This is a genomic window from Mesorhizobium sp. M0772, assembly GCF_040320135.1.
In the GTDB taxonomy this organism is placed as follows: Bacteria; Pseudomonadota; Alphaproteobacteria; order Rhizobiales; family Rhizobiaceae; genus Mesorhizobium.
The window spans coordinates 1-24,789 of record NZ_JAMYPB010000067.1 but is presented as its reverse complement, the minus strand read 5'-3'; the positions used below and the strand labels follow the sequence as shown (position 1 = coordinate 24,789).

Sequence of the window (24,789 nt, the reverse complement as noted above, 5' to 3'; positions counted from 1 at the left end):
CGCAGCCGGATCTGCCAAGGGCTTGGCGCTTCCGTGACCGAGGCTCCCGCCTGCGGGACGCTCGCCGCTTGCGCAAGGTCCGCCGCGACGGCCTGCTGTCCCATCACGATGAGGACAACGGCCGCTGTTACTCCCCGCGCGATGCGGATTTTGTTTCTCGCCATGATATCGTCTCCTTGCTCTTCAGAAAATGTGGACTGAATTACGAAAAATCTGCTCAAAATGCGTGAGATTGGCGGACTGGGCAGCGCAGTTTGAGTGGGAACGCGCACACATTATTCGCGCCGTGCTCGCAATCATCGACCTGTACTCACTTGTAGAAACGTTGCTCTTTGTCTGGGTCCCGCCCACCTATCGAACGCCATCGGCTTGCCAGCCGATCGCACTGCGAAGGAAATTGGTGCCCAAGGCAATGAATGCGGCCCGCTCGCGATTGTTCTTGCCGTAGCCGTGCCCGCCCGCGCCGGCCTCGTAGAAGTAAGCGGGATAGCCAAGAGCCTGCAGCTTTACGGCCATCTTACGCGCGTGGCCCGGGTGGACGCGGTCGTCCCGTTTCGTGGTGGCAAGCAGGATCGGCGGATAGGGCTGTCCCGGCGTCGCGCGTGATAGGCGGAGATTTCCTTTAGGAAAATCCATTCCTCCCGCTTGTCGGGATCGCCATATTCGTCAATCCAGCTCGCGCCGCCAAAAGCTTGGTGTAGCGGCGCATGTCGACAAGCGGCACTTTGCAGAACAGCGCGCCGAAACTCTCAGGATAACGGATAAGCATATTGGCGATCAGAAGGCCGCCATTTGAGCCGCTCTGGGCGGCAATCCGCCTCGGCAGCGTAATGCTTCTTCGCACGAGGTCGGCGGCAACGGCGGCGAAATCGTCATGGGCGAGACGCTTGCCCTCCCTGCGCCCGGCCTCGTGCCAACGAGTGCCGAACTCTCCGCCACCCCGGATGTTCGCCACCACACAGGTGCCGCGGCGTTCGAGCCACAGCTTGCCGAGCGAGGAGTTGTAGTGGGGCAGGCGCGATAGGCCGAACCCGCCGTAGGCGGTGAGGTGAACCGGGGCATCCCCGTTCCCGTTCGCCGGACCGACCTGCGTATAGGGGATCATCTCACCATCAGTCGAGACTGCCTCGTGGCGCGTGATCACCAGCCCGGATGCGTCGAAATTCTCCGCGTTGCGCTTCAGGATTACTGGAGCGCCGAAAGGCGCCGCGGCGTTGAGGTCTAATAGGAGAATCTTCGGCGGCGTGATCGGGTCCTGAGCCGAAATGAGGACCTCTCCATTGGTCTCGTGAAGTTCCGCATCGAGCGACCGAAGGTGAACAGTCCCTCCGCCGGGCAGGGTGTCCAGCGCTCGGCGCGTCCATTCCTGGCGGTCGGGAGTGAACATCTGGAAATGCGGATCGAGGTTGACGAGGGAGGAGATAATGAGCTTCCCCTTATTCCAGAAGAATGACTGCAGGGAGCGCCTGTCGCCTGTTTCAAAGAGGATGGCAAAACTGCGCTCGCCGGCGATGAAGGAGGAAAGCGAGATGCCGATCAGCGCGTCCCCGGGATGGGTCATCCCTCCCACTGTCCATGGCTTGCGCGGCTTTACCGCCAGCCACTCGTTGAAGCCGCTCCACGAGGCGTCTCGAGGAAGGTCGATCCGCGTCTTCGGCCCGCTCCTGTCACCGATTCGGCCGATCTTCTCAAAGAAGGTCGACTGCTCGATGAACCAGAGGCGCTCGCTCTCGGCGGTGCGGTCCAGATGGCCGGACACCCCGAGGGATTCGGAACCGGTCTCGAAGATTACCGGCGCGGTGAGCGGATCCGCGCCACGCTTCCACAACCGAACGGTGCCCGCGTAGCCGCAACGGGTGGCCATGCCATCACCAAGCGCACTGGAAAGCAGAAGCGTGTCAGGGTCCAGCCAATTAACCCCGCCCTTGGCCTCCGCGAGGTTGAAGCCGTCGGCGACGAAGCTAAGAGACTCCAGATCGAATCCGCGATGCACGACCGCCTCGCTGCCGCCGCGCGACAGGCGCAGAACGGCTCTTTCCCGTCTCTCCGGCTCAAGGGACGCGCTGCCCCAGATCCAGTCCTCTCCGTCGCTAGCCGTGAGGGCGTCTAGATCAAGCAGTAGCTCCCACTGGGGCTCAACTTTCATGTAGGCGGCAAGGGTGCTCCGGCGCCACAGTCCGCGCGGATTTCCGGCATCTTGCCAGAAATTGTAGAGGTACGGGCCGCGGCGGGTGATCGAGGGAATCTTGTCAGGACGGTCGAAGATCGCTGTCAGGGCCTCACGGTCGCGATCGAACTGCGTTCCACCGAACTGCCCCAGTGTCCTGGCCGACTGGCTGGCGGTCCAGTCAAGTGCCCGTTCGCCTTTTATATCTTCAAGCCAAAGATAGGGATCATCGTCGGGAGCATTCAGAGTTGGACGGAAATCGAACGCGGTCATGTCCGTACAACCTGAAGAATGAAAGCGCAAAGGCTTCCTTCCGCTCGGGAAAGCTCAGTGTTTGCGGCGGCGACCGCATGCTCGGCGAGCGTGATCATGGATGAGGTCTTCTTAGTTGGTGCGGCGCGGCAGTGCGTTTGCGCATAGCACGCGCATGTGTCGTGCCAACCAGGAAAATCTTTTCAGAACAATACGATCACTTTGATAGCGCTGTGTCTTATGTCCGACATCGTCTTAGTTCCGACAATGACTGCAACGGTAGGCACCTGATCGATCCAGTGTAAGCGCGGAGCCTATCCCATCTGGGGCGGCATCAGATGATGGGCGAGAGATGATGACACTGAAGGGGCGCGTGGAGCTTGCGGTGTCAATTTCTATATCTGCGCCTATGTCTGATGATAGAAGTTTCCATGTTCTTGAGCCGGTTCCAAACCGGAGGCAAGCCCGCAGCGTCTGCGGCGGTCGGCGCAAGCGAAGGCACGCTGATCGAGGCGACGCTGAAGCCTGGCGCGAATGTGTCGGCGATCGCGCGAGAGGCTGGAGTGGCGACCTCGAAGTTCGGACCGCCGACGTAGGAATGGAACGCACCGCCCCGGAGCTTCGCCACCGATGCGCATGCTGCATCATGGTCAAATCACTGCGATCTACCGCATACAAGTCTGCCGCGCGACCTTCGCGCCTGCCTCGGCGAGCTCGCCTCGGAAATCTGTCGTCGGCATTTGGCCCCACCGGAAAGAGCTCCACCTGACCCGGCAAAGCCGGCGCCCGTGCTCGTGACTGTCAAGGACAAGTCGCTTCGCGATGGCCTGCAGCTACCCTTGACCGTACCTGCGGGCGGCGGCCAGTTCGAAGCCAGGTCGGCACGAGCAGATGGTCTCCAATCAGCCGAACGAGGAGATGAGGAAACGAATCAAGCTTGACAATCATCGCCCATACAGGTGTAGCTGACGGCTTGGTCGCCGCGCTCTCCCGCATGGGGCCGGGCTGATTAGCGTGCCACGGCTGGCAGGCTGATGAGCAGATCATCGCTCATTTGGCTGATGGTTTCCAGCGTCATGTATCTGGCGCGCTGCACGGCCCATTCGTCGTTCTGTTCGAGCAGGATCGCGCCGACCAGGCGGACGATGGCATCGTCCTTGGGGAGACGCCGATGACCTCGGTGCGCGGCTTGATCTCGCCGTTGAGGCGTTCGATCGTTGTCGAGTGCAGCTTGGCGCGGTGCTCCTAGGGGAAAGTCATGTAGGCAAGCACGTCGGGCTCGGCGTCGTCCATGATTGTCGCCAGCTTCGGTACCTTCGGCCCGATCTGGTCGGCGACGGCGCGCCCTTGCGTGATTGCGGCCTCGGGCGTCCTCGCCTTCGGCGGGCTGATCGCCGCTCAGGCCTTCGACAGCAACACCATCATTGCCGATCTGAACGAACGCGGCGAGCCAAGATCGTCATCTCGCAGCATCCGAGGCGCGCCTTGCCGCTGCCTCTCAATCTCGAACTCTACAAATGGCGTCATCTCATCGATAACTCTTCTGCAAACTCAAGGAGTTCAAGCGTATGGCCATGCGAGCTGACAAAACCGACCAGAGCTTCAACGCAATCATCCATCTTGCTGCCGCCGTCATAAAACTCGATGAATCTCAACAGGCCCTAGAGTGCCATTCAGCTTTTTTTATTTCATTGTAGACACTCCAGCTGAAATGACGCTCTTGACCTGCCGCTCTGAGCGCAGCACCCGTGGCAGGCGGCGCTTCCATCGTTCACTTCGCGGCAAAGGCCGATGGCGCCTGAGGAAGTGATGAGGGCCGCGCAAACCAAAAACGTTTGCCTCGCGACTTCGGTCCTCGGCCCTTGACTAGTTGGCGGCGATGTACAGGGATTTCCCGAGAGCCTACGTCGACCGTGCAAAGGCCTGTAACTGCTGAGTCAGAGGAGGGACGCTTGGACGAACATGATCCGAAGGAAGAGCTGATCGAGACGATTTTTCGCAACGGCACAATCACCGTCGTCGGCATTCTGCTTGCCTTTTCGCTCGGCTTCGTCACGCATTGGGCGGCGAACCCCATGCCATGGCGGCTCTACGACTTGTTCGCCGTTGTGCCGATCCTGGTCGGCATCACGTTGCAGTTGCGGGCGCTGTCCCTGCTACTCGACATGAGTTCGTTGCGCCGACCCATCTACGAACGCGCCAACCGCATCTTCATGGCCGGCCTCATCCTGACCGCGTGCGGCGTCGGGCTGGCCATCCTGCTCGATGTCTTCGCAATGTCCATGAAGGGCACGCTGCCCGGCGCTTGACGGCCCGTCCCTGCGCTTTGGAGCTGCCGCAATCGGCCGACGTGACGCGTCAGATCCGAGGGTTCCTAGTGCTTTCCCCCAAGCAGCGTCAGCCTTCTTCCCGAAGAACGCCTTTCTCTAGATTGCATTAGCGGATGTTTAGAGCGTGGGCTTGCCGGAAATTACGTCTCGGTGGCACAACCCGCATAGCTTCTAGGGTGTTGCCAGGAAGACCGATTCGCGGGCGTGGATGGATAAATGCATTGCGTCAGGAAGAGGCTCGGCAGGTTGCGTGCGCGCATTGCCGAACTGGAGCGCGATCTCGTGACGATTCACCTCAGGGGCAACGGCGTTTCGAAGCCGGACATGAACTTCGCAATGCGAAGTGCCGCCTGAAGCGTCTCGAGGAATGCATCGCTGAAATACCGGAGAAATGTGGCCGTTAGCGCAAGCTTCGCCGCTCTCAATCTTTGCCACGCGGTCGGCTGGTCGGCGGGCAACAGTTGCCGATCGTGCGGGTACTCTGTCCGGCAGAGACGCAAGGTTCTGCACTGTCCGTTCAGGAAGACTTTGTGCTGGTCTCCACAAGAGAGGTATTCTGGTGCAGAAAGTGCCCGATTAGCTATCGGAAAAAGGCGACATCGACGTGCAAATCGGGCGCCGCAGTGAGGTGTCCCCCCCAATGTCGGATTTTCGACAGGATCGTAAATCCGCCAACCCATTGTTTAATAAAATTTCCTTCTCTGGCACGGCCCATGCATGGGACTCTGCGAACGCATCAGCGAGACGTCGTCCATGATCATGCGCACCGAAAATGCCGTCGCCGTAGTGAACACTGCGCTCTCGCCTGCCATCAAGCCGCCGAAAGGCCGGCGCGTCATGGTCGGGCCGGCGATTGGGCCGGCTTCAAACACCTTAATGGGCCTGCAAAGCGTCTCGCGTGACGGCGACGCGGGCATCCAGACGAACGGAAAGACATACGTCGTTGCCCCACGTCGCCGGCCTGACCCATCGAATTCACCGCGCTGGAATGCTCCGGTCTACATTCGACGACGCGAACGCGCTGGACAAATTCTCGCAAACCCGGTCGGGACCGGTGCTCCGAACGTCCGCGAGGCCCAATGGCTGTGGCCGATATTCGCCGCGAACAAGCCGTCCAATGGGAAGACTCTATAGGAGGAAGCAGTGGAGTTATCTTGCGTTGGGATCGGTGCTGGCCCGTCCAATTTGAGCCTTGCGTGTCAGCTACACGAGCAAGTTGGGAAAGGGGCGGTGTTCCTGGATCGGCAGGTCGACTTCCGCTGGCATCCAGGCAGTGCATTCGATTCCTCGGAGCTCCAGGTCAGCCACTTCAAGGATCTGGTCACTCTAGTGAATCCGCGATCAGCCTACACTTTCGTAAACTTCCTGCACGAGAACGGGCGTTTGTATCACTTCCTGAACGCACAGTTCGAAGCCGTGCTCAGAGTGGAGTTCGAACAATACCTGAACTGGGTCTTCCACAGGAACCCACTTGTGCGTGGCGGCGAGACAGTGCGCGAAATCCGCTTTGACGGCGAGTTTCGGGTGCGGACGGATAAGGCGGTTCTCGCCGCCAGAGACGTCGTGGTCGGCATTGGCAAGCAGGCGCAAATTCCGCCTCAGTTCCAGGGCTGGACTGGACGCAACCTGTTCCACACATCTGTTTTACTGCACATCCACCCTGAGGTGCGGAGAAAGCATGTCTGCGTGGTCGGCGGAGGACAATCGGGAGCCGAGGTGATGTTGCATCTTATCGGCCTGCCGAAAGAACGGCGGCCTGCCTCGATCACTTGGGTCTCGCAGCGCGAAAACTATCTGCCTCTGGACAACAGCCCGTTCACAAACGAGTTGTTCATGCCCTGCTTTTCGGATCGTTTCGCGGCGATGAGCGAGTCGCAGCGTAAGCTGCTGCTGCGGCGTTTCGTGCTTGCCTCAGACGGAATTTCGGAAAGCACGTTGCGCGCGATCTATCAGGCGCTCTACCGCCACGCATTTTTCGAGCCAACCCGATCCGACATCACACTGCGGCCGGGCTGCACCGTCTCGCATTGCATCAACGCCGGCGCGGGTCACAGGCTGACCCTGCAGCACGGCATGGTCGAGCTCGAAGAAGTCGCGGCTGACATCGTCATCCTGGCCACCGGTTACGAGAACGCGATCCCAGACTTCTTGGAACCCATCGCGCACCGGCTGGAGCATATCGACAATGAATTAGCTATTCGCGAGGACTTTTCGGTGAGCTGGGACGGACCGCGTGACAGACGCATCTTCGTACAAAACGCGAGCCTCGGGCAGCGCGGCCTGGCCGATCCGAACCTAAGCCTGCTGGCCTGGCGCGCGCGCCGCATCCTCGATAGCCTTCTTGGGCGCGCGCCATGCGCGAACCCCGAGCATCCTGGCTTCATCAGCCATACCTCGATCGAGAACTGGCCCGCCCCCGTAGCCGAAGAAATGGGCAGCGGGATATGACTCGTAAACTTCTGGTCATCGGCGGTGGCATCCTGGGAATGATGTCCGCCTCCGCTGCGAAGGCCGGAGGCTTGTCCGAAATCATCGAGACCGAACAAGTTCTTGGACCAAGCGGCGCATCGCATTATTCTGGGGGCGTTCATTTCCCCTACGGTTGTCAAGACCGTACCAGGTCGCTCACTCGAAAGAGCGCCGTGGTCTTGCCGGCCATGGCTGGGTCGGCGGTCAGCGGATGGTGCCGGCCTTTAGCGATGCGCGTCGCGGCTGGACCGGGTGAACCGATTGATCCGGCCCAGTTTACCGAACCCCTGGACCCGGCTGAGCCTGACATAGGAAGTCTTGCGCCGAGCTTCTGCGGACAAAATCCGTCGGAGCGGAACGCACTTAGCATAGCCGTCCCACATGCATGGGACCGTCTCCGTGGACCCGCAACTTGCACAGCGCCCGACTGCCCTAATTGGGATGTCCGACCAACCAGTCTTTCCAAAAGGAGGCCTTTCGCATGTTGACTGATACACAACGAGACAAGTGGCAGAAAGACGGATACGTCAGGCTTGAAAGCTTCTTTGCGCCAGCGGCTCAGGAAGATATCTCCAATCTTGTCGAAGATGTGTCATGCTGGGATGTTAGCGATGATAAATGGCTTATGTGGTTCGAGAAGACGACGGACAATCGAAAGATCATATCCAAGATCGAGAATTTTCTCGACTTCCATGATCCATTGCGTCGTTTGCTCTTAGAAGATCAGCGCATAAAGTCATCAGTCGATGATTTGCTTGGCGAAGATTCGCGCAGGCTCAAGGAATTGCTGATTTTCCACTACCCCGACAGCGGCGGCTATCTCCCGCATCAGGACATTTATCACATTCCACACAAACTCTCCGACCGGATGGTCCATGCGGTGGTTGCCGTAGGCATCGACGACTCCGACCCGGAAAACGGCGGGCTTTTCTTCAGCCCCGGCAACCACAAGAAGGGGGTGTTCCCCATGGATGCCGGTGGGGTGATCGATCCTCAAGTCGCCGAAACGTTCTCCTGGGAACCCGTAGTATGGAAGGCTGGCGACATCTTCATCTTCGACGATTACGCGCCGCACTACTCACGACCGAACAAAAGCAACCGTTCTCGGCGGACACTCTACTTGGTGTTCCAGCGTGCCTCAACCGGTGGGCCGACCCGCGCTGAATATAACGTGCTTAAGCGCGCCCTTAACCCGCCCGAGGGCAAAGTGGCCGATCTCGACAATCTCAAGCCCCCAAATGGCATCTTCTATCGCGATTGAGCTCACGCAACCAGGCGGAGGCATGCACACGAAACTGATCGACCGCTCAGAAAATGCGCGGACGGTATGGCGGTCTGATTTGCGGGCTCGTGGAGCATCGGACGCTTTGGCACGTGGATTGTGGAGGGGTCACAGGCGGCCTTCTGTGTGCCTACAGCCCGACCTAGCGCCCCCCTTGGTCGCCCGCCTGCCGGCCCAGAGCTGCACTATCCTGGCCGGGCCGCCAACGGGTCGGGCTGCCGTTTCTCTCCATGAAGTGCACTTGAGGCTGTTCGTCGGCAGCCGAAGGTCCGTCCCACTCTTCAACAGCTTAGGTTCGTTGTCATGCGCAAATACACGTTTTCTCGAACGGAGCTGTCGCGAGCGTTCGGAATCGACACAGCCACGCTTGGAACGGGCAGTGCTCGCACGGGGTTTTCGTTCGGAAAGGTTGGACCCGGGGTCACATCCGAGCCCCATCGGCACGACGAAATCGAGGCCTTCGTAGTCCTGTCTGGTGCGGGCAAGGTCACCACCGACCTTGGGGAAATCTCGGTCGGGGCCGGCGACGTCGTTCTGTTCCATCCTTTTGAAGCGCATGTGCTGCGCAATGACGGGAACAAAGACCTGGATTTCGTCGATGTATACTGGCGGGACGGCGAGGCCGCCCTTGATGCCGCTGCAAAGACCACGGCTCCACGCGGGCCGACCTTCGTCTTCTCCGCGCCGCCAACGCCAAATGGCGATCTGCATCTGGGGCATCTTTCTGGCCCCTATTTCGGCGCTGACGTCTATACCCGTTTCCTGCGCATGAAAGGAGTCGAGGCGTATCACTTGACCGGAAGCGACGATTACCAGAGCTACGTCGCGACACGCGCCGCTACCGATCAATGGACGCCTGCAAACGTGGCGCGCTACTATTCCGACGAGATTCGCGCCACGCTCGCACTTCTCGATTGTGACGTCCACAGCTTCCAAGCCACAATGGGCGATGACGGTTACCGCGAATTTCAAGCCGCGTGTTTCCGAACTCTTCTGAGCAGCACGGCGGTAGATCTGCGCCAGAGCCCCGCGCTTTTCGATGCTGTGACAGGCCACTATCTTTATGAGCCGGATGTTAGAGGCCTCTGCCCCGATTGCGGCGGCTCCGCCGCTGGCAACATCTGCGAGGAATGCGGCGCCCCAAACCTTTGCCACGACTTGGGTGCAGCGCGGTCACGGCAGTCTGCCGAAGCGCCGCTGGTCGGCTCCCTCCGCCGTCCGGAACTTGCCCTGGACCGCTGCTACGACAATATCGACCGGCATCTAAGGGCATCAGGCGTCCCGCTACGCATCTTGGATCTCTTCGCGCGCCTACGCCAACGCGGCGGATTTTCAGTACCCATTACCCACCCCTCGGACTGGGGCCTGCCGGCCGAAGGGTTCCCGGGGCAAGTGATCTGGGTCTGGCCGGAGATGGCCTTCGGTTTTCTTTACAACATCCAGGCGCTCGGCCGCTCGCTGGGTCGCGACTGGAATGCGGAGATGCCCGGCAGCGATTGGCAGATTGTCCATTTCTTCGGCTTCGACAATTCGTTCTACCACGCGCTACTCTACCCCGCTCTTTACGCCGAGGTCTTCTCCCACTGGACGCCGCGCATCCACTATCACGTAAACGAGTTCTACCTGCTCGACGGCAAGAAGTTCTCAACCAGCTGCCGCCACGCGGTCTGGGGCAAGGACGTTCTGAGCCCAAAGACAGTCGACGTCGTGCGCCTCCATTTGGGCCTGACACGCCCGGAAGGGGAGCGGACGGATTTCACGCTGGACGGGCTGCGCCGCACCGAGAAGGAGGTCTTCCAAGGGATTTGGCTGAACTGGATTGATGCGTTGGACCAGGAAATCAAGCAGGATTTTGCCGGCCGTGTACCCGATGCAGGCGACTGGAGCCCAGTCGACCGCGCCTTTTTTGCTCGGATAGAGATCTATCGCGCGGCGATGGAGCGGGCATATTCGGACGAAGGCTTCTCGGTCCGGCGCGCGGCCGCTCAGGCCTGCGATTTCGTGCGCGATTGCGTGATCTACCGTCGGGCGCGAGACTATGCGGCTGCGCGATGTTTCTACCCCGCCCGCAATCGAACTTCGCTAGCCCTTCAGACGACGGCCGCTGCGATCATGGCACCGACAGTCGCTCCGTTAATGCCCCGGTTCGCCAGAACGCTGGCGCGAGGCATCGATGGCGTCTCAACCGAAACATGGCCCCGGTCCGTCCAGCGCCTTGTACCCGGGACGCGCTTTGATCTCAGACCCGTGTTGGTGTTCTACGCCAAGTCCGGCAATCCTCATCTCGATGAGGAGGAAGCACTATGAGCCCGAAGGTGCACCAGTGAGCTGTCCCAATCTCGACCAGATTTGCGCGGCAACCAAAGCCGACCATGCCAAGTATGCTGTCACTGGGGCGACCGAAGCCGCTATCAAACGGTAGAGACCAGATTAGCGGCCCTGAACCAGCGCGTCGTCGACAACCCTGGCCCGCGCCTTCGAGGACCGCTCGGCCGATCGCTTCCCAGCCCTTGCTGTTCGTGCCGCAATGCCGTGTGGGTCGACTGCGCTGACAACCTCTGCGGCATCGGCATTCCGTCCTCCAGCCGGTCAAGGCTGTCATGCGATTCGACCCGCTTGGTCAACCTGGCGCCCTGGAACGTGCGCCGATCACCAATGTGAATGCGAATGCCTGCGTGATGCTATCTTCTATTCTGTCGGAGACCGTACCGACGCGGCATTCAGCCGAAGAACAACTGAGCTACTGACAATCGGAATGTAGCAGGTTCAAATTCGGGTCCGAAACAGGATATTGCTCACAACCAGCGTTCAGCATCCGGCATGGTGCACAAGCTTCCAATCAGACCCGCGCAACGCACAGCCTTTCGCCTGAAGTATTCGGCGAGGGCTGCCAAATCGCAAGCGTATCCTCCTTAACATTCACGAGGTCTTCGCCGAAAATGCAGACGCTTGTCGCGGGAGAGATAGATGCCTAAATTATTAGGGTGCTCCTCAGGATTGCGTGTTTGCTCCGGCATGACGGCCCTAATCAAGGAGCGATTCTACAAATTACATGTTTGGGGATCGCTCGCTAGGTACTCGGCCTGTGACCCTGCAAGCCGATGCTTCAGATGCCGCCCATGCAGAGATATTTCATTTCGAGGTAGTCCTCGAGGCCATGGCGGGAACCCTCCCGCCCGATTCCGGACTGTTTTATCCCACCGAACGGCGCCGCTTCCGAAGACATCCGGCCGGTATTTACCCCCACCATTCCATATTCCAAGGCCTCGGCGACACGCCAGACACGCTTCAGGTTGGACGCATAAAAATAGGCCGCGAGGCCGTAGATCGTTTCATTGGCATCACGCACGACCTGATCGGCATCTTTGAAGTGAATAATCGGTGCGAGCGGCCCGAATGTCTCTTCGCGCGCGACGGTCATCTCGCTGGTGACACCGGTCAGGACCGTTGGTTGGAAAAACGTGCCATTCGTGCCGATGCGTTTGCCCCCGCATCGAATCGCGCCGCCTTTAGCTACGGCATCGGCAATATGGGATTCAATCTTGGCCAAAGCCTTCTTGTCGATGAGGGGTCCTATGTCCACTCCGAGCGCGAAACCGTCACCAACTTGAAGTTGGCGAGCCCGTTCAACGAATTTCTCGACGAACTCGTCATGAACGCCCGACTGGAGGTAAAGTCGGTTCGCTGAGACGCAGGTCTGGCCGGCATTGCGGTACTTCGCCTGGATGGCACCATCCACCGCGGCATCGATATCGGCGTCATCGAAGACGATGAAAGGTGCATTGCCGCCGAGCTCTAGGCTGACTTTTTTGATCTGGTCCGAGCACTGGCGCATGAGTAAGCGCCCGATCTCAGTAGACCCGGTGAAGCTGATCTTGCGGACCTTGGGATTTGTGCAAAGTTCGCGGCCGACCGCGTCACCTTCGGATGCGTAGATCAGGTTGGCGACGCCTTCGGGAAAGCCTGCCTGATGGGCGAGGGCGAACATTGCTCCAGCCACCAGCGGCGTCTGTTCAGCGGGCTTGAGGACGATCGTGCAGCCCGCCGCCAAGGCTGGCGAGATTTTGCGCGCCACCATCGACACCGGGAAATTCCATGGTGTTATCGTGCCCACGACCCCGATGGGCTGCTTGATCACCAGCATTCGGCGGTCGGCCGATGGTGCGGAGATCGTCTCGCCATAGACGCGATTTGCCTCCTCGGCGTACCATTGCAGATACGCCGCAGCATGCGATATCTCCGACTTGGCTTCCGCAAGCGGCTTGCCCATCTCCGCGGTGAGAATTGCAGCGAGATCGTCGGCGTGGTCGATGATCAACTGATGCCATCGCCATAGAACGTCGCTGCGCTCACGTGCGGTAAACCCTGCCCATCCAGGCTGCGCGACATAGGCCTTGTCGATCGCAGCGCATGTCTCCTCGACACCCATATCGGGTAGTTCTGCCAGCACTTCGCCGGTCGACGGGTTGAGAACCTCAAATGTCCGCTCGCCCATCCGCGTGCCAAGTGCCGGCAGGCGATCGATGGGTCCAAACAGGTCAGGGGATCGCAGGTGACGGATCATCGGCAGGCACAGGGGCAATATCCGATTCCTCCTCAACGCGGCAGGTGTCCATAGCAGGTGCGGTGTGTATTCCGGACGTAAAGGTTCCTTATAGGGCCTCGGCCATACAGCTAGCAGACCACGGTACCCAAGTGGGAGGGAGAATACGCTACAAGACGCCTAGCGGTTCTACTAGTCGGGCTCGACCGGTCGGTTGCGCGGTGGCAGGTCCGGCCCGCGCGCAACCTTGCCATAGGTCTTCGCGGCCAGCGCCTTCACCGTCTCAGGCTCTGCGTCGCCGGCCACCACCAGCACGGCGTTGTTCGGTCGGCGGTATTCGTTGCACATCGTGAACCGATCGGTGCCGTTCAGCTTCTCCATCTCCTGGTCCAGCCGTTCACCGGAATGCGGTAGGGCTGATTCGGCCGCAACGTCGCGTTGACCTCCTCGTCCACCAGACCTGAGGGTCCGTCTCTCTGCGCCAACGGCGCTCCTCCAGGATCACGTTTCGTCGGTCTCGATATCATCGTCGTTGAGAATGAGGTTGAACATGCGATCGGCCTCGAAGCCCATCATCTCGCCCAAAGCGATTTATAGGCAATGAGGGCGGTATTGTAGCCGCTGACTGAGACGGCTCCGTCGAACTCGCTGTCGGGGCGGTTGGGCGTCGCCCTGAAGATCAGACGCTCGAGGGAAGGGGCAAGTTCCGTTTTGCCCGGTGGCTCGTCGGCGCTGCGGACCTTGTGCCAGATCATGTGAGTGACGATTTGCGCGGGGTCATGTCGACCGTTCCATGCCATCATCGAGCAGGAAATCTTGCCGCCGTCGGTGGCGGCCAGAGCCGGAGCGGTCGTCGCTAGGCCAGGGCGGTGGCAGTGAACGGCTTGCGCAGCCAGGGGGTGATCGATGGCTCCGGTTGGAAAGGCAAGTTTCGAGGCAGTGATTTGTTCCTCATTTTCATGAACGGGCTGCGTCTTCGATCCCGTGGGAGGATCGCGGGCAGGCCGAGCCAGATGAATCATGCGGCCAGGGCTCACTCGAGCCTCATCTTGGGATGAGCCCAGGAGACCGGCGGCGGTGTTCTTGGGGGGATGGTCATTGGAGGGATTTTCCTTGATCCGCGACGCCTTGCGGACGACCACGCATGCACCGTGCCAGATCAGAAAACATTCGAGGCATGTGGACAAGTCAGTCTGACATGTTGTGCATCCGACATTGTGGGCCATCGAACAGGGCTGAAGGCGACGCGAGCACGGCTGAGAATATCTTCTTCATTGGAAGACGATTGGGCGCGCTGCTGGGGAAGGGGGACGGGATGCGCTTCGAAGGCCGCTGCACCGACGGTCAGAATTGAAATGTTGTCGCTCCAGCGGACCGATGTCCTCGACAGTCAGACCGGGCGGTGCTGAAGGGTAGAGGCGTGAGCAGCGTAGCTAAGTGGGCGCGGACCCAGCTCGCGCGCGAAGACGGACCTGAAAAAAAACGGCGGGTGGCGACATTCGCGAGGCGCTGGAAAACGAGGTCGTAGGACTGGGCGGGAAAAACGATGCCGTTGCTGTCTTCTGGCGTGATGGCCTGCCGCGAGGCGGTTGAACCGTGATGAGTTGCTGCGGAAAGGGGAGTGTTTTCGCGGGACCTTGGTCAACGTAAGAAACAAACGTCGAGCTCGCCTTGGATGGGGGCATGCAGCACATTTGCCGCTGCAGGACAGCAGCACGGAAGCTGTCCGCGCTTGCCGTCGTCCATGGGAACCAAACAGCAGAATTTAGCGGTCGCGATTGATTTCATGTGCATAAAATACCGCCTGGTGCGCTCGGCTGCAAATGCACCCTGGCGAGTGGTCGCTTAGGTCAAGAGCATCGCGTGAGTAACAGCCTTACCTTGCTCAACCTGATGCGCGCTAACCGCCTCGCCGGATTGTGGAACTGCTCGGGGGTGGCTTCTACCACAAACAGCAAGGTCATGAAATCAAGCAGGAAGTCGTCAATCGCTTGGGCGATTGTTTCTGACTTGCCCTTGAACTGGTCCAGCAAAACGCGCGCGCTATCGATCGCTTCCACGCTGGTCGCATCGATCAACCCCTCGACCCTCTTGAAACAGTCCAACTCGAAACTCCTTAAAGCGCTTCCAAGCCGTTATGCACGAAGGCAGCTCCGTGAACTACCCGGCCTTTTACCTGACGGCACGAGCAGCAGTCGGCCTTACGTCTCGTGCCGTAGCACGAGCTATAGACCTGGGCGCTGAGGAGCGTTGGAAGATCGAGCGCTTCCGGCCTCTGAGCGGTAGTGTGGACAGTGCTTGCTGGCGGCTACGCCAACAATGGAGTGCGCCAGCTGATTGGGGCTTAACAATTTTTCGCTTTTTGCTGCGCCCAAGTCTCGGCTATGACTCGGACAGGCCCAATGGCCTGCCCCACGTTGCAATTGTAAAAGAGGAATAATTATATGCCGACTGGAACGGTAAAGTGGTTCAACAGCACCAAAGGGTTTGGATTTATCCAGCCCGACAATGGCGGTCCGGATGTTTTCGTCCACATTTCCGCTGTCGAACGCGCGGGCCTCTCGACCCTCGCTGACGGCCAGAAGATCAACTATGAGATCGAGCAGGACCGCCGCACTGGCAAGTCCTCAGCTGGCAGCCTGAGCAAAGCTGGTTGAAATTTTCTCCTGCGAAGTCGCAAGAGTGGGCGTGTAGGCCCGGAAGTGCTCACTGCCGCTCGATAGGGACGAGCAAAAGTGAGGGCAGCAGATTGCTGCATGGGTCGCGAATTCCTCATGAAACAAGTTGTTGGAAAGGAAGGCGGGGTTGGCCCCGCCTTTTTTATGCGACGCCCAGATTAAGCCGACGGCTGCAACGCTGCAGAAGGAATTTCAATTGCCGCAATCAAGCCGCGACCTTCTTGCGAGTTCGCTTCGTCGGCACCGGCGCTTCCGGCTCTTTCGGCGCTTTCGGTTTGCGGCCGAGCCCCATCGTTTTCGCCAGTGACGAACGCTTCGCGGCGTAGTTCGGCGCCACCATGGGATAATCCACCGGCAGGCCCCATTTGGCCCGATATTCACCCGGCGTCAGCCCATAGTGGGTCGACAGATGGCGCTTTAAAGATTTGAATTTCTTCCCGTCTTCAAGGGAGATGATGTAGTCCGGTGTCACCGACTTCCTGATCGGGACTGCAGGCGTAAGGGCAACCGGCTCTTGTGCAGAGATACCTCCGGCCGTCGCTCTCAGAGCCGCATGCACTTGGCCGATGAGGGCAGGGAGATCCCCCACCGGGATCGGATTGTTGGACACGTAGGCCGACACGACATCGGCGGCAAGCTCAATGAGGGTGTCGACGTTTTTTCCGGCTTCTTCTGTCATGAAACTCTCCAAGCGGTGAAACATAGTCAGCGAAGCGTCGCTTCATAGGGCCGGTTGCCGCTGAAAGCAACAATGTCTCTGACTGCGTTATTGCCAATGCTCGTCCAGAAGCGACATCGATGCGCCATATTTCGCGGCGTGACCGCTGAGCCACTCGTTGTTGGCGACCCTGCCGAGGTGCGTGGCGCGTGCCGCTCTAACTTAGCGCCGAAGTCGCTAGTAGCCTCGAGGCTAAGCGCGCTGTTTTTGTCTCGCTTTGCTTCTTTGGACTGTGAAATCGAGCGATAGTGGTCGGTTGATGGTGGGCGTCAGGGACGATGGAACAAACGTTCATTGGCAATGGCCAAAGTGATGTAAGTTCATCGCCGGTGAGCCGCTCTTGCAAAGGGGCTGGGAACCGCCGCTGATAAACCTAGGACATCAATGTATTTCGAGGCGTTTCTTAGCCGGTCCTGGAGAGGCGGCAATGGCTGCGGATGACACCTGTTCCACGATATCAAACAGCGCGGCGACCGGCAGCTTCTCGAATCTGGAGCGGCTTCTCGCAAGTTGGCGCCGCGCCGAGAGGCCGGGCAAGGACAGTGAGCCGCCTGCATCAATCATACGCATCAACCAGCCAGCGACGCGTCCTCATACAGAATGCCGCGACCGGCCGTGTGATCTCGCCGGTAGTCGCCGAGGCCCTCTGCATGAAGCCTCCGGATGTGCTGACGATCAACCAGGCCAGAAAGGTCGACGTCCTGAAGCAGGGATGACATGAGTTTGCCACTATGCGCAGGCTTGCCATGCCCTTCCGCGGCATTTTGCGGGGCCTGTGAGTTGGGCAAGCTCGGCACTTCGATCGACTTGGCGTCACCCGGCTCATCGCCAACACGCGTTTCGGTCTGGTCCTACGCCGTGACGTTGACTCCGTTCGCGATGCCATTGAACTGCCGTGGAGAGCGGCCGAGGCGGAAGGGCTGATCAACCGCCTGAAGACGATCAAACGTACCATTAGCCAGCGCCGGCTGCGAACTCCTTAGGCACGCATGCTGCCACTCAGCCGGCCTGATCACCACACGAAGCGAGGAAGAACCTGGTCAAGTGCAAAGCGACAATTGCCTCGACAGCAGGTCCCGGAAGGTTTATGCTGCCCGATGTTACCGCAATCCTGAATGGCGATTGAGTACCTTCACGACTGAAGGGAGTGGAACTGCTTTGTCGGCCAAATTGTTGACGGAACGCCCGGCGCCCATTGTTGCTACATGTCTAGATTCTTGGGGCGTTTTGGATGATGCAATCCACCATCTCACTCCAAAGGGCAGTGGAATCTGGAACAACGTCGCTTTTGTACGCACTACATCCTTCGTGCCCGATTGGCATATTGTCTTTAACTCTGCTTCTCTTTTTGGGCTCCCTGTTGATATCGAGGCGAGCCCAAACAGGACAATCTTTGCAATCGGCGAACCGCCGACGAAAGCTCATCGTGCATTTCATGAAGGGCAGGGGAAGAATACTATCGTCCTGACGTCTGACGAAGAGCTGGCTGCTCGGCAGAATGCAGCGCGCCGATTCGTTTTGTCTCCACCTATCACTCGGTCTTGGTCTGTAAACAAGACATATGACCAACTTCTGGTCAGCGAAGTCATGGATAAGCCGCTTCGGCTCTCATGGATTACCAGTAACATCGCCCTGCTAAAAGGACATCGATATCGGCTGGCGTTTCTGGAACGGCTGAGAAAGGAGCTCGATTTTGACCTGTTCGGCCGAGGTTTTCGGCTGATTGGAGATAAATGGAACGCACTCGCACCTTACCGTTACAGTATAGCGTTCGAGAATACTCGTGCTGACTACTATTTTACAGAGAAGCTTATGGACTGCTTCGTTGCTGAAACAATGCCGATCTATTACGGCAGCCCAGCAATCACGAGGTTCTTCCCTTCGGACTCTATGGTTCTGATTGACCCAGAGGACAAGAACGTAACCCAAAAAATTCAAGAAATCATCAACTCAGACCTCTGGAAGGAACGTCGCGGCGCAATAAGAGAGGCGAAGCGGCTAGTTCTCGAGAAATACAATACGTTTGCTTATCTCGCGGGCTTCATCGAAAGCGTTCAGGATAAACCCTTACCGCCAGAAATTATACACATCGAATCGCCTGAAGTTGATTTTGCAACAGACGAATGAATTAATCCAACGCTCGCTTCGCGTGCCCGGCGGTTGGTGGTCTGGCGAGATCGGTGCGGAGCGCTCGGCGGAGAATGCCTGCTGCAGACGGGCCGGCACGGGCGCACAAGGTCATGCGCCCCCGGCTGCCGCTGATCAGACGAACTGGGGAAGGCCAGGAACGGAATTGAGGACCTCGTCCACGAGTTCGTCGCCGGCATGTTCCTTGGCGCAGGCGATCGTCTCGTTGGCGAGGGCGGCGATCTTTGCCATGCTGAGACCCTCACCCATCAATTGCTGCCCGAGCCCCATAAGGCCGCCACCCTCTGGGTCGTCGCCATGATACTTCGCTACTAATTCCGAAGCTCCCGGAATGGCCTCGATCATGCGCGCGCCGGGACCGTCGGCCGCGTGGCTCCGCAGGAAACCCAGCATTAACCCAACGGCCTTCTCTGCGACAGCCGGGCCGATGCCGGCACCAGTGGCGATGCGCGGTAAGATTTCTTCCATGCAGGGTCTCTCTCTCTTTGATTACGTTTACAAGGGGCCGGTCCGGCGCCCCGCGCCTTTGGCCGAACCACAATTGAACTCCACAAAATAGGCCAGCGGAGGTGCTATTGCGCCTAAAACCGCCTCTGTCAACGCAAGCTGCGTCGGACGTGCGTGTTTCCCAAACCGAAGATCATTCCAATTCACTTCATTACGCACTGGCAACCGCACAGTTTGCGGTGGCTCGCTTATGAGCCAATGCCCCGCGCCCGTCAAATGATGACGACAACGTGGTCGGCGCCTAGGATCTGTGGATCAAGGTGTGAGGCAGTTGCAGCGGGTGGACCTGCTCAAGCGCCGCGCCATCCTCGCGTGATGGGATGTTCGTAGAAGCGGAGCTATATGCCGGTGTGACGATCGATGAAGGCAGAACGGCTATTCCGCTACGACCTCCATACTGTCGCATAGACCGTCGCTGCTTAGGTATTGAAACCGCCATCGCTGGTGACATCACAATGTGCAGTCGGCGGGTGTCGACAAGGCCGATTCACGCAATCAGCAGGTCAGGAGGAACGAATGAACCCTGACGTTTCAGAAGCTCACTTTTCGCGAGGCGTGCAGCGCACATCGTGCAAGAGATTGCCAGTCTTGCGGATGCTGTCGACTTTCTCAACCTTGGCTGGAAGATCGCAGTGACCGAATCTACGAAGCCGCCCTCAGGGCGTGCTTTGATGCATAAAACCGGTTGCCAACCAGGGATACTCCTCCTCCCCTGAAGTCCAATCGAGAAGAGCGATCACTTCCAAGAGGGTCCCAGCTCAGCTGCGAAAACAGGTGTGAGACCCCGTCCTCTCCCTCAAGCTGATCTAGCTCAGGGCGTTCATGAGCCGCAGATCGCATAATGGCTGCGTGGACGACGCAGGAAGACCAATTATGAAAATCCTATTCAGTACGATGGCTGTCACCTTGCTGGCACCCACCGCCTTTGCCGCGGATTCGATCCCCACCGACCTCAGAGATACGGCATTGGCCACCTTCACGGCTTTGCCATCCACCACGCCGACAGTCGCCAACAACCCGATCACCCCGGAAAAGATCGCTCTCGGCAAGGCACTGTTCTTCGATCCACGCGTCTCGGCGTCAGGCGTCTTGTCGTGCAATTCATGCCACAACCTGGCCACCGGCGGCGACGACAATCACGAAACCTCGATTGGCCATGGTTGGCAGAAGGGACAGCGCAACGCGCCGACTGTACTGAACGCTGTCTTCAACATCGCCCAGTTCTGGGATGGTCGTGCCGAAGACCTGAAGGCTCAGGCGAAGGGACCGGTCCAAGCCGGGATCGAAATGGCCAATACACCGGGCCAACTCATCGCCACTCTCAAGTCCATGCCGCAATATGTCGAGTGGTTCGATGCAGCCTTTCCGGCTGAAGCCGATCGGGTCACCTTCGACAACTTCGCCAAGGCGATCGAAGCCTTCGAGGCGACACTGGTCACACCTGCCCCGTTCGACAGCTTCCTGAATGGTGATGAGGTTGCCATGACTTCCGAACAGAAACAGGGCCTGGTGCTTTTCATGGACAAAGGCTGCTCGTCCTGCCATGCCGGCATCAACGTTGGTGGGCAAGCCTATTACCCGTTCGGCCTCGTGGAACGGCCCAGCGCCGAAGTCCTGCCGGACAAAGACAAGGGCCGATTTGAGGTCACCAATGCAGCCGACGATTCCTATGTCTTCCGCGTGGCGCCGCTGCGCAACGTTGCACTCACCGCGCCATACTTTCATTCGGGCAAGGTTTGGGATCTGAAACAGGCCGTCGCCATTATGGGGACCACCCAGCTCGGCGTAGTACTGGCGGACGAAGAAGTTGACCTGCTTGTTGCCTTCCTCAACTCGCTGACCGGAGAGGCACCTGACGTCGCCTATCCCATCTTACCCTCAGAAACGGCGACAACGCCCCGGCCTGTAACGCAGATCTCAGGAAAATAAGGGCCAACTGGCTGCGGACTCGCAATCGAAAATGATTGGCGATTTTTACTTGGCGGCACGAATTGCGACGTCCATCTCCGAATTGGCGGGACGCTAGCGATACCCGAACCCTGCCACCTCGCCCGTAGTCTGCGCGATCAACTGGGGGCGGACAGACGCAGCACCATATATTGTCGCTGCCTGAGCGAACGCGCCAAGCAGTCTACTTTGAGAAACGACGCGTGTCCGATTTGTTCGAGGCGCGGGGCCTGTATGTCCCCAAGGAACCGATATTATAGCGTAGTGCCACATTTATATTTCTGCGGGATTAAGACACGTGCCGTAGGGAAATTGCACATTTGCGCCGAGTGGCTCATTTCCAAGAGTGTGCCGGTTTGGCATGTTCACGGCCGACAGGAGCCAGCCGGTAGCTCACCACACGGTGAGGAAGGAGAAGCCTCAGGCCACTTTCTCCCGGAGCGCGCGCGCTGCAGCGACCATGTTCATGAGGGCAGGGCGGACCTCCTCCCATTTGCGTGTTTTGAGGCCACAGTCCGGGTTTACCCACAGTTGGCCGTCGGACAGTCGCTCGCGGGCAAGCATGATTAGGTCCGAAATCTCGCAGACCTCCGGCACACGTGGTGAGTGAATGTCATAGACGCCGGGACCGATCTCGTTCGGATATTTGGAGCTCGTGAAGGCGTCCAGCAGTTCCATCTTCGAGCGCGACGTCTCAATCGAAATGACATCCGCATCCATTCCAGCGATCGCGTCGATGATCTCGTTGAACTCCGAATAACACATGTGGGTATGGATTTGAGTCGCGTCCTTTACACCGGTTGAAGCGATCCGGAAGCATTCGACAGCCCAGTCGAGATAGGCTTTCCAGTCAGATTGGCGCAGTGGCAATCCTTCGCGAAACGCGGCCTCATCGATCTGGATCATCCTTGCGCCGGACCTTTCGAGATCCGTCACTTCGTCGCGGATGGCGAGCGCGATCTGGCGGCAGGCTTCGGAGCGGGGTACGTCGTCGCGAACAAAGGACCAGTTGAGAATGGTGACTGGGCCTGTGAGCATTCCCTTCACGGGCTTTTCCGTAAGCGACTGGGCGAATTGCCACCAGCGCACCGTCATCGGATTGCGCCTCGATACGTCCCCGAAGATGATGGGGGGACGCACGTAGCGCGACCCATAGCTTTGCACCCAGGCATGCTGAGTGAAGGCGAAGCCGGACAGCTGCTCGCCGAAATGCTGTACCATATCGTTTCGTTCGAACTCACCGTGCACCAGCACGTCCAGCCCGATCTCTTCCTGCCAACGAATTGCTGACTCGATCTCCTTCTTCAGGAAAATCTCGTAGTCGACATAACTGAGCTGGCCCTTCGCATGAGCGGACCGCGCGCGGCGTACCTGCGGCGTCTGCGGGAAGGACCCGATTGTCGTCGTCGGGAACGGCGGCAGCCCGAGCGTGCCGGCCTGGACTCTGGAGCGCTCGCCAAAAGCGCTCTCCCGTCGTTTCATGCTATGGTCAATGCTGGCGATCCGCCCCTCAACAAGCGGATCATGGATCTTCGTGGACGTCAAGCGAGTGGCGGCAGCCTCGGCAGTCGCTTTCAACGCGCCTGCCACCGCATCCCTGCCTTGGGACAGGGACCGGGCCAGCAAGACCAGCTCGTCGGTCTTCTGGGCCGCGAAGGCGAGCCACGACCTGAGGTCGGCCTCGAGTTCCGTCTCCATGCGCAGGTCAATCGGCACATGCAGCATCGAGCAAGAAGGCGCGATTTCGACGCGGTCCAAGGGCCAGCCGGCGACGATCGGTTTGATGCGGTCGAGAATGGCGGGCAGGTTCGCACGCCAGACGTTGCGGCCATCGATCAAGCCGAGCGAGAGCACCAGATCCTTCGGAGCGAGCCGACCCACCGTTTCCAGCTGCTCGGGAGCGCGCACGAGATCAATATGCAGGCCGGCCAGGGGCAGAGAAACCGCGGTTTCGAGATTGTCTCCCAGCGACCCGAAATACGTAGCCAGCATGATCTTCAGCTCGGGCGCGGCTTTCGACAGCTGGCCATAGGCGAATTCGAACGCAGCTCGTTCGTTCGGGTTCAGATCGAGGACAAGCGCTGGCTCATCGATCTGGACCCAGTCGGCTCCCGACAGCTTCAGCCTCTGCAGGAGCTGCTCGTAAACGGGCAGCAGCTGCGGTAGGAGCGCGATGGGACCGAACCCTTCGGCAGGCGATTTCGCCAGCTTGAGGAAGGTGATGGGTCCAAGGATGACTGGGCGTGTGTGAATGCCGAGAGCTTTAGCCTCGAGGAAGTAATCGACCGGCTTCGTTGACGAGAGGGCGAACGTCTGATCATCATGGAGCTCCGGCACAATGTAGTGGTAGTTGGTGTCAAACCACTTGGTCATTTCCATCGCGGCTACACCAGGTCCATGAGCCGCCTCCTGGTGACCAGCGTGTCCACAATCCTCCGTCTGACCCTGGTTGCCGCGCGCCATTGCGAAGTAGATGTCAAGTGGGACCTCGCCGCTATTCCAACCGTACCGGGATGGAATGGCGCCGACCGTGGCTGCGGTGTCGAGCACATGGTCGTAAAGCGAGAAGTCGTTCGAGGGGATTTTTGACACGCCGCGATCGCGCTGCTCCTCCCAGCTAGCGGCACGGAGTGCCTTCGACGTCCCAAGAAGGTCGCCAGCGGACGATTTTCCGGACCAGTAGCTTTCAAGGGCGAATTTCAGTTCTCGCCGACGACCGAAGCGCGGCACGCCGAGCGTTGCTACAGGAATTTGCTGAGAGACAGTCATGTCATACCCCGATGGTTGGGGGCGTCGGTGACAAGGAAGGCGCTAGCAGGCCGGCACGCCGGTTGCAGCGGCCACCGAGACACCCCGCCCGTGGACGTAATTCGTCGTGGCAGGTCTCCTGGCTCGCGGGGTCATAGCCTCTACCCATCTTCCCGAGGGTATTCGCCTCAGTGACATGAGTGGGTTGACTCGCCGCTAACAGTTGCGGGGGCAGCGCCGGCATCGCACCGGCTTCCCTCTTAGCTTCGCTGCGGCAGCGCCGCACGCGAAGAACCACGACACGCAGACAATCACAACAATCCGCTCTCTTGTCAATGACGCATAACGAAATGTTTATGTCGTTATGCGATCGCGCTTTTACGTTTGTCTAACATTGGTGAAATAGCCAGTCGCCCTTGGCGGCGCTGCTGCGCTGCCAGCATTGTCCAACTAATGGATTCCTGTCGGGCTGCGACATCCCTCGCAGGTCGCCCATGAAGGATCTCGGACGAGACTTCAAGCGCGTGACAACGTCGTTGGAATGCAGAAGATCCCAGCGAGCTTTGACACAGTTCCGCCACTGCGATGATCGCGTCAGTAGGGCGGCTGGTTAGTTGCCCGCGCATCTACAGCAACCCAGCCCGTTCCGCCTCGCGGCGCAAATTCTGCCTTGGCCTTGGGCCGATCTGCTGGATCACCAGGCCGGCCGCCAGCGAGCCAAGGTCGCCGCAATCCTTGAGGCTGCGCCCCGAGGTGTAGCCGTAGAGGAAACCGGCGGCGTAGAGGTCGCCGGCGCCGGTGGTGTCGACCAGCTCGCGGATCGTCGTCGCCTGGATGGTGACGGTCTCCTCGCCACGCACGATCACCGAGCCTTTTTCGGACCGGGTGACGGCGGCAATCTTGCAGTCCTTTCGGATCTGAGCCAGCGCCTCGTCGAAGGATTTTGTCTGGTAGAGCGACTTGATCTCGTGGCTGTTGGCAAAGACGATGTCGACAGTGC

19 protein-coding genes, 2 pseudogenes and 1 riboswitch are annotated in these 24,789 nt (G+C 59.2%); of the genes and pseudogenes, 11 read left to right on the top strand and 10 right to left on the bottom strand.

Annotated features, from left to right (window positions below; translation table 11 throughout):
- A partial coding sequence (locus tag NKI06_RS28160; RefSeq protein WP_352987750.1) for a hypothetical protein occupies positions 1-230 on the top strand: 230 nt, incomplete at its 5' end.
- A 121-nt stretch (positions 231-351) separates the two neighbouring features.
- On the opposite strand, the pseudogene NKI06_RS28155 reads toward NKI06_RS28160, so the two are convergent.
- A pseudogene (locus tag NKI06_RS28155) lies at positions 352-2,440 on the bottom strand (prolyl oligopeptidase family serine peptidase).
- Between the two features lie 410 nt (positions 2,441-2,850).
- On the opposite strand from NKI06_RS28155, the gene NKI06_RS28150 reads away from it, so the two are divergent.
- On the top strand, positions 2,851-3,015 hold the full coding sequence (locus NKI06_RS28150; protein ID WP_352987749.1) for a hypothetical protein: 165 nt from the start codon (positions 2,851-2,853) through the stop codon (positions 3,013-3,015).
- A gap of 413 nt (positions 3,016-3,428) precedes the next feature.
- Here the strand turns inward: NKI06_RS28150 and NKI06_RS28145 are convergent.
- Positions 3,429-3,784: pseudogene (locus NKI06_RS28145) on the bottom strand (transposase); the annotation flags it as partial.
- On the opposite strand from NKI06_RS28145, the gene NKI06_RS28140 reads away from it, so the two are divergent.
- The 6 genes from NKI06_RS28140 (at position 3,711) to NKI06_RS28115 (ending at position 10,807) form a co-directional block, all read left to right on the top strand.
- Entirely contained in the window at positions 3,711-4,004 is a 294-nt protein-coding gene (locus NKI06_RS28140) for a hypothetical protein (protein WP_352561446.1), read from the top strand. The pseudogene NKI06_RS28145 and the gene NKI06_RS28140 overlap by 74 nt on opposite strands.
- A gap of 367 nt (positions 4,005-4,371) precedes the next feature.
- Positions 4,372-4,728 carry a hypothetical protein gene (locus NKI06_RS28135; RefSeq protein ID WP_023736366.1) on the top strand — a complete coding sequence of 119 codons (357 nt, stop codon included), beginning with the start codon at positions 4,372-4,374 and terminating at the stop codon, positions 4,726-4,728.
- A 774-nt stretch (positions 4,729-5,502) separates the two neighbouring features.
- The gene (locus tag NKI06_RS28130) at positions 5,503-5,883 is read left to right on the top strand and encodes a hypothetical protein (RefSeq protein ID WP_352561448.1); all 381 of its coding nucleotides are present in this window, start codon (positions 5,503-5,505) and stop codon (positions 5,881-5,883) included.
- Positions 5,884-5,892: 9 nt separating this feature from the next.
- A complete protein-coding gene (locus NKI06_RS28125) occupies positions 5,893-7,197 on the top strand; it encodes a lysine N(6)-hydroxylase/L-ornithine N(5)-oxygenase family protein (protein WP_352561450.1) in 1,305 nt (434 codons plus the stop codon).
- A gap of 502 nt (positions 7,198-7,699) precedes the next feature.
- Positions 7,700-8,479, top strand: coding sequence for a phytanoyl-CoA dioxygenase family protein (locus NKI06_RS28120; RefSeq protein WP_352561452.1), 780 nt, complete (start codon positions 7,700-7,702; stop codon positions 8,477-8,479).
- Between the two features lie 324 nt (positions 8,480-8,803).
- The gene (locus tag NKI06_RS28115) at positions 8,804-10,807 is read left to right on the top strand and encodes a class I tRNA ligase family protein (RefSeq protein WP_352987748.1); all 2,004 of its coding nucleotides are present in this window, start codon (positions 8,804-8,806) and stop codon (positions 10,805-10,807) included.
- A gap of 799 nt (positions 10,808-11,606) precedes the next feature.
- On the opposite strand, the gene NKI06_RS28110 is transcribed toward NKI06_RS28115, so the two are convergent.
- The 4 genes from NKI06_RS28110 to NKI06_RS28095 form a co-directional block, all read right to left on the bottom strand.
- On the bottom strand, positions 11,607-13,064 hold the full coding sequence (locus NKI06_RS28110; protein WP_023709474.1) for an NAD-dependent succinate-semialdehyde dehydrogenase: 1,458 nt from the start codon (positions 13,062-13,064) through the stop codon (positions 11,607-11,609).
- A gap of 171 nt (positions 13,065-13,235) precedes the next feature.
- The gene (locus NKI06_RS28105) at positions 13,236-13,424 is read right to left on the bottom strand and encodes an insulinase family protein (RefSeq protein ID WP_352561456.1); all 189 of its coding nucleotides are present in this window, start codon (positions 13,422-13,424) and stop codon (positions 13,236-13,238) included.
- A 191-nt stretch (positions 13,425-13,615) separates the two neighbouring features.
- Positions 13,616-14,185 carry a hypothetical protein gene (locus NKI06_RS28100; RefSeq protein ID WP_023820151.1) on the bottom strand — a complete coding sequence of 190 codons (570 nt, stop codon included), beginning with the start codon at positions 14,183-14,185 and terminating at the stop codon, positions 13,616-13,618.
- Positions 14,186-14,893: 708 nt separating this feature from the next.
- The gene (locus tag NKI06_RS28095; protein ID WP_023707826.1) at positions 14,894-15,148 is read right to left on the bottom strand and encodes a hypothetical protein; all 255 of its coding nucleotides are present in this window, start codon (positions 15,146-15,148) and stop codon (positions 14,894-14,896) included.
- Positions 15,149-15,487: 339 nt separating this feature from the next.
- Here NKI06_RS28095 and NKI06_RS28090 point away from each other — a divergent pair, with 339 nt between their 5' ends.
- Positions 15,488-15,700 carry a cold-shock protein gene (locus NKI06_RS28090; RefSeq protein WP_023679670.1) on the top strand — a complete coding sequence of 71 codons (213 nt, stop codon included), beginning with the start codon at positions 15,488-15,490 and terminating at the stop codon, positions 15,698-15,700.
- A gap of 226 nt (positions 15,701-15,926) precedes the next feature.
- Here the strand turns inward: NKI06_RS28090 and NKI06_RS28085 are convergent, their stop codons facing one another.
- The gene (locus tag NKI06_RS28085) at positions 15,927-16,400 is read right to left on the bottom strand and encodes a Ros/MucR family transcriptional regulator (RefSeq protein ID WP_023702968.1); all 474 of its coding nucleotides are present in this window, start codon (positions 16,398-16,400) and stop codon (positions 15,927-15,929) included.
- Positions 16,401-17,561: 1,161 nt separating this feature from the next.
- Between NKI06_RS28085 and NKI06_RS28080 the strand changes: the two genes are divergently transcribed.
- On the top strand, positions 17,562-18,566 hold the full coding sequence (locus NKI06_RS28080; RefSeq protein ID WP_352561458.1) for a glycosyltransferase family 10 domain-containing protein: 1,005 nt from the start codon (positions 17,562-17,564) through the stop codon (positions 18,564-18,566).
- Between the two features lie 135 nt (positions 18,567-18,701).
- Here the strand turns inward: NKI06_RS28080 and NKI06_RS28075 are convergent, their stop codons facing one another.
- On the bottom strand, positions 18,702-19,055 hold the full coding sequence (locus tag NKI06_RS28075; protein WP_023702970.1) for a hypothetical protein: 354 nt from the start codon (positions 19,053-19,055) through the stop codon (positions 18,702-18,704).
- Between the two features lie 912 nt (positions 19,056-19,967).
- Between NKI06_RS28075 and NKI06_RS28070 the strand changes: the two genes are divergently transcribed.
- On the top strand, positions 19,968-21,023 hold the full coding sequence (locus NKI06_RS28070) for a cytochrome-c peroxidase (protein ID WP_023685632.1): 1,056 nt from the start codon (positions 19,968-19,970) through the stop codon (positions 21,021-21,023).
- A 438-nt stretch (positions 21,024-21,461) separates the two neighbouring features.
- On the opposite strand, the gene metE is transcribed toward NKI06_RS28070, so the two are convergent.
- Positions 21,462-23,810, bottom strand: a complete 2,349-nt coding sequence (metE, locus tag NKI06_RS28065; protein ID WP_352987747.1) for a 5-methyltetrahydropteroyltriglutamate--homocysteine S-methyltransferase — start codon at positions 23,808-23,810, stop codon at positions 21,462-21,464.
- A 91-nt stretch (positions 23,811-23,901) separates the two neighbouring features.
- A riboswitch (cobalamin riboswitch) is annotated at positions 23,902-24,103 on the bottom strand.
- A gap of 312 nt (positions 24,104-24,415) precedes the next feature.
- Positions 24,416-24,789: PfkB family carbohydrate kinase (locus NKI06_RS28060; RefSeq protein ID WP_352987746.1), on the bottom strand; the 374-nt coding region annotated here is incomplete at its 5' end.